The organism is Trinickia sp. (genome assembly GCF_051954495.1).
Lineage (GTDB): Bacteria > Pseudomonadota > Gammaproteobacteria > Burkholderiales > Burkholderiaceae > Trinickia.
The window spans coordinates 1-3,758 of sequence record NZ_JBQCHR010000028.1 but is presented as its reverse complement, the minus strand read 5'-3'; the positions used below and the strand labels follow the sequence as shown (position 1 = coordinate 3,758).

The following is a 3,758-nucleotide window of genomic DNA, read 5'->3' as shown; positions in this document are numbered from 1 at the left end:
GAGGAAATGCGTCAGTCCACACGCATCGCCAAGCAATGTATCGAGTGGCTGCGCAAGAATCCGGGGCCGGTGATGACCGATAACCACAAGGTCGCACCGCCCTCGCGCGTGGGCATGAAGTCGAACATGGAAGAGCTGATTCACCACTTCAAGCTCTTCACGGAAGGGTTTCACGTGCCGGAAGGCGAAGCGTATGCGGCGGTCGAGCATCCGAAGGGCGAATTCGGCATCTATTTGGTGTCGGACGGCGCGAACAAGCCGTATCGCCTCAAGATCCGCGCGCCGGGTTATGCGCACCTCGCGGCGCTCGACGAGATGGCGCGTGGCCACATGATCGCCGACGCCGTCACCATCATCGGTACGCAGGACATCGTGTTCGGCGAAATCGACCGGTAAGCCTCGCACGGCGCGCCGGAAAAGAGGGGCGGTACTTGCGCCCCGCGGTGCGCCGGGTCTGCCGCGACGAACGAGGCGGCAGGTTTTCGTTCGGTAGGAATTGAAAGAGTTCGTGTTCTCAAAATGATCTCAGCTGAAGGCCTGAAAGAAATCGATCGCGCGGTAGCGAAGTACCCCGCCGATCAGAAACAGTCCGCCGTGATGTCGGCGTTGGCCGTCGCTCAGGAAGAGCACGGCTGGCTGTCGCCCGAACTGCAGCAGTTCGTGGCCGATTACCTCGGCATGCCGGCCGTTGCCGTGCAGGAGGTCGCGACGTTCTACACGATGTACGAAACGTCGCCCGTCGGTAAGCACAAGATCACGCTCTGCACGAACTTGCCGTGCCAGCTCGGGCCGCACGGCGGCGCCGAAGCCACGGCCGACTATTTGAAACAGAAGCTCGGCATCGACTTCGGCGAAACGACGCCTGACGGCAAGTTCACGCTCAAGGAAGGCGAATGCTTCGGCTCGTGCGGCGACGCACCGGTGCTGCTCGTGAACAACCACCGCATGTGCAGCTTCATGAGCCGCGAGAAGATCGACGCTTTGCTCGAGGAGCTTTCGAAATGACGTCTTTGCACGATCGTCACATCAAACCCCTGATTCTCGCCGGGCTGAACGGCGAGAACTGGCATCTCGAGGATTACGTCGCGCGCGGCGGCTACAAGCAGCTGCGCCGTATCCTCGAGGAAAAGATTCCGCCCGAACAAGTCATCGCCGACGTCAAGGCGTCGGGCTTGCGCGGCCGCGGCGGCGCGGGTTTCCCGACGGGCCTGAAGTGGAGCTTCATGCCGCGTCAGTTCCCGGGGCAGAAGTATCTCGTCTGCAATTCGGACGAAGGCGAACCGGGCACGTTCAAGGATCGCGACATCCTGCGCTGGAATCCGCACTCGCTCATCGAAGGCATGGCGATCGGCGCCTACGCGATGGGCATCACGGTCGGCTACAACTACATCCACGGCGAAATCTTCGAAGTGTATCGACGCTTCGAAGAGGCGCTGGACGAGGCGCGTCGCGCGGGTTTCCTCGGCGATAACATCCTCGGCACCGGCTTCTCGTTCGAGCTCTACGCGCATCACGGCTACGGCGCCTATATCTGCGGCGAAGAAACCGCGCTGCTCGAATCGCTCGAAGGCAAGAAGGGCCAGCCGCGCTTCAAGCCGCCGTTTCCGGCGAGCTTCGGCGTGTACGGCAAGCCCACGACGATCAACAACACCGAGACCTTCGCCGCGGTGCCGTTCCTGCTCGAAATCGGGCCGCAGGCCTACCTCGAGCTCGGCAAGCCGAACAACGGCGGCACGAAGATTTTCTCGGTGTCGGGCGACGTCGAGCGTCCGGGCAACTACGAGATCCCGCTCGGCACGCCGTTCTCGACGCTGATGGAACTGGCCGGCGGCATGCGCGGCGGCAAGAAGCTGAAGGCCGTCATTCCGGGCGGCTCGTCGGCGCCGGTCGTGCCGGGCGATCTGATGATGCAGACGGACATGGATTACGATTCGATCGCGAAGGCCGGCTCGATGCTCGGCTCGGGCGCGGTGATCGTCATGGACGAAACGCGCTGCATGGTGCGCTCGCTGCTGCGTCTGTCGTACTTCTACTATGAAGAGTCGTGCGGGCAGTGCACGCCGTGCCGCGAAGGCACAGGCTGGCTCTACCGCGTCGTGAATCGTATCGAGCACGGTCAGGGTCGCAAGGAAGATCTCGATCTGCTCAACTCCGTGGCCGAGAACATCATGGGCCGCACGATTTGCGCGCTCGGCGATGCGGCGGCGATGCCGGTGCGCGGCATGCTCAAGCATTACTGGGACGAATTCGAATATCACGTGGAGCACAAGCGTTGCCTCGTCGGTGGCCACGCGGGCGCTCCGGCTGCTGCCGACGCGGTGCTCGCATAACGGCTGGACCGTGAGCGTGACGGCTGCGCCGCACGAACCCATCGCTTCATTCCGACCGCCCGCCGAACGACCTTCGGCGGGCGGTTCAGCGAGCAAAAGATTGAGCGGTAATAGGTTAAGGACCATTCACCATCATGGTTGAACTTGAAATAGACGGGAAGAAGGTCGAGGTGCCCGAGGGCAGCATGGTGATCCAGGCTGCTCACAAGGTCGACACGTACATTCCTCACTTCTGCTATCACAAGAAGCTTTCGATCGCGGCGAACTGCCGCATGTGTCTCGTCGAAGTCGAGAAGATGCCGAAGGCCGTGCCGGCCTGCGCGACACCCGTCTCCGCGGGCATGGTCGTGCGCACGACGTCCGACAAGGCGGTCAAGGCACAGCAATCGGTGATGGAATTCCTGCTGATCAATCACCCGCTCGATTGCCCGATCTGCGACCAAGGCGGCGAATGCCAGTTGCAAGACTTGGCCGTGGGCTACGGCAAGTCGGCCTCGCGCTACCAGGAAGAAAAGCGCGTGGTGTTCCACAAGAACGTGGGGCCGCTGATCTCGATGGAAGAGATGACGCGCTGCATTCACTGCACGCGGTGTGTGCGCTTCGGCCAGGAAGTGGCCGGCGTGATGGAACTCGGCATGCTGGGCCGGGGCGAGCATTCGGAGATCACGACGTTCGTCGGCAAGACGGTCGACTCCGAACTGTCGGGCAACATGATCGATCTGTGCCCCGTCGGCGCGCTCACGAGCAAGCCGTTCCGTTACAGCGCCCGTACGTGGGAACTCTCGCGCCGCAAGTCGGTGAGCCCGCACGATTCCGTCGGTGCCAACCTCGTCGTGCAGAGCAAGAACAACCGCGTCATGCGCGCGCTGCCGCTCGAGAACGAAGCGATCAACGAGTGCTGGATTTCCGATAAGGACCGCTTCTCATACGAAGGCTTGAACAGCGAAGAGCGCCTGACGCAGCCGATGATCAAGCAAGGCGGCCAGTGGGTGGAAACCGACTGGCAGACGGCGCTCGAATACGTCGGCAAGAGCCTGAAGGGCGTCGCGGCCGACCACGGGGCGAATGCACTCGCGATGCTCGGTAGCGCGCACAGCACCGTCGAAGAACTGTTCCTGCTGAAACGACTGGCCCAGGCGATCGGCACGCCGAACGTCGATTTCCGTCTGCGCCAATCCGACTTCTCGTCGGCGAACGCCGGTACGCCGTGGCTCGGTATGCCGCTGGCCGATTTGTCGACGATCGATGCCGCCTTCGTGATCGGCTCGTTCCTGCGCCGCGACCATCCGCTGATGGCCTCGCGTCTGCGCCAAGCCGCACGTAGCGGCGCCAAGCTGCATCTGCTGCACGCCACCGGCGACAACTCGCTGATCCCGACCGCGAAGACGATCGTGGCCGCACCGTCGGCATGGGTCGATACGCTGGCCG

The 3,758-nt window shown here is 62.8% G+C and carries 3 protein-coding genes and 1 pseudogene; all 4 read left to right on the top strand.

Translation table 11 applies throughout. The annotated features are described in order from the left end of the window. Positions 1-396, top strand: a pseudogene (locus ACTHNR_RS03835) (NADH-quinone oxidoreductase subunit D); the annotation flags it as partial. Positions 397-519: 123 nt separating this feature from the next. Then, positions 520-1,005 (top strand): NADH-quinone oxidoreductase subunit NuoE, encoded by a 486-nt coding sequence (nuoE, locus tag ACTHNR_RS03830; protein WP_440546150.1) that lies wholly within the window; start codon positions 520-522, stop codon positions 1,003-1,005. Beyond that, positions 1,002-2,330, top strand: coding sequence for an NADH-quinone oxidoreductase subunit NuoF (gene nuoF / locus ACTHNR_RS03825; RefSeq protein WP_440546149.1), 1,329 nt, complete (start codon positions 1,002-1,004; stop codon positions 2,328-2,330). The genes nuoE and nuoF overlap by 4 nt, the downstream gene beginning before the upstream one ends. 134 nt (positions 2,331-2,464) lie before the next feature. After that, positions 2,465-3,758, top strand: a 1,294-nt coding sequence (gene nuoG, locus ACTHNR_RS03820; RefSeq protein WP_440546148.1) for an NADH-quinone oxidoreductase subunit NuoG, incomplete at its 3' end; no start/stop codon positions are given.